Raw genomic sequence first — 1,377 nt, forward strand, 5'->3', positions numbered from 1 at the left:
GGGGCTTCCCCCCGGATAGTGGACACAGGGGTGAATTAAGCTGCGTCTCCGATTCTATCGGAGACGCTCCGCTCGTAATCGTTCGGGGACATGTTGTTGCAGAACGAGTGCCGCCGCCGCGTGTTGTAGCGGGTCAACCACCGAAACGCCTGCCGTCGACACGTCCTCTCATCGGGCCAACTCGCCGAATCGCGCAGGACCTCGCGTTTGAATGCCGCGTTGAACGACTCGGCCAACGCGTTGTCGGCACTGGTACCCACCGCGCCCATCGACTGCGTCACGCCCATGTCCTGGCAGGCGTCAGCGAAGTCCTTCGAGGTGTAGACCGATCCGTGGTCGGAGTGGAAGATCGCTCCGCGCAGACTCCCGCGGTCACGCTCGGCCGCGCGTAGCGCGTCGATGACCAGCTCGATGCGCATGTGATCAGCGATCGCCCACCCGACGAGCCGGCGAGAGAAGCAGTCGATGACCGTGGCCAGATACAGGTTCTTGGCCTTCCCGTCGATACCCGGGATCGCCAACGGTAGATACGTGATGTCGCCGACGTACACCTTGTTCGGTGCCGGCGCGGTGAAGTCCCGTTTCACCTGGTCCGGGTACTTCTGCTCTGCCGGTTCTGGCACCGTCGTCTTGACCCGTCGTCGTTTCCGGTAGCCGGCGATCCCGTGTTCGCGCATGACCCGCTCCACACGTTTGTGATTGACGCGCTCACCAGCGGGTTTCCCGTCGTTGAGGTCGGCAGTGATCCGCGGGGCACCGTAGGACGTGTCCTCGTCGTGCACGGCTGTGATCTCCTTGAGCAGGGCATCGTCGGTAGCGGCTCGACGCTCGCGACCGGGCGCGGCCTTGCGCCATGCGTAGTACGAGGAACGAACGACCTCGAGCAGGTCACACAGCCACTTCACCGGGTAGGTGGCGGAGTTGTCGGCGACGAACTGGAAGCGGCTCACCAGTTCGTCTCCCCCGCGAAATACTTGGCTGCCTTCCGCAGGATCTCGCGTTCGGTCGTCAGCTTCGTCGTCTCGACCTCCAACGCCCGGACCCGTGCCCGCAGCCGGACCAGTTCTTCCTCGGGAGTCTCGCCGTCGGGTACCTCATCGGTGGTTCTGCGGTGTAGCGGGCTGGTGGTCGGGGTTCCGTCGGCGCCGGTCTTGCGTCCGGTCCCGTACTTGTCGAGCCATCCGCGTAGCGTGCCGCGTTCGATCCCGAGATCGCCGGCGATCGACCGGACCGTCGCACCCGGCGTGGTCTCGTACAAGTCGACCGCGTTACGCCGGAACTCCTCGTCGTAGTGCTTCCTGGCCATGGACTACATCATCTCGCTTCCCCAGCATCAGGCTGGAATCAGCGTGTCCAACATCCAGGGGGAAGGCCCGA

The 1,377-nt window shown here is 64.4% G+C and carries 1 protein-coding gene; it reads right to left on the minus strand.

Annotated elements, in window-relative coordinates; translation table 11 throughout:
* Window positions 1–35: 35 nt before the first annotated feature.
* Window positions 36–1,306 (minus strand): IS3 family transposase gene (locus AAFO60_RS20780; RefSeq protein WP_417935242.1). Its coding sequence is split into 2 segments (ribosomal slippage): window positions 36–964 and window positions 964–1,306, totalling 1,272 coding nucleotides; the frame shifts between segments, so codons are not numbered across the junction.
* Window positions 1,307–1,377: the final 71 nt, after the last annotated feature.

The organism is Gordonia aichiensis, from assembly GCF_039946255.1.
Taxonomy (GTDB): domain Bacteria; phylum Actinomycetota; class Actinomycetes; order Mycobacteriales; family Mycobacteriaceae; genus Gordonia; species Gordonia aichiensis_A.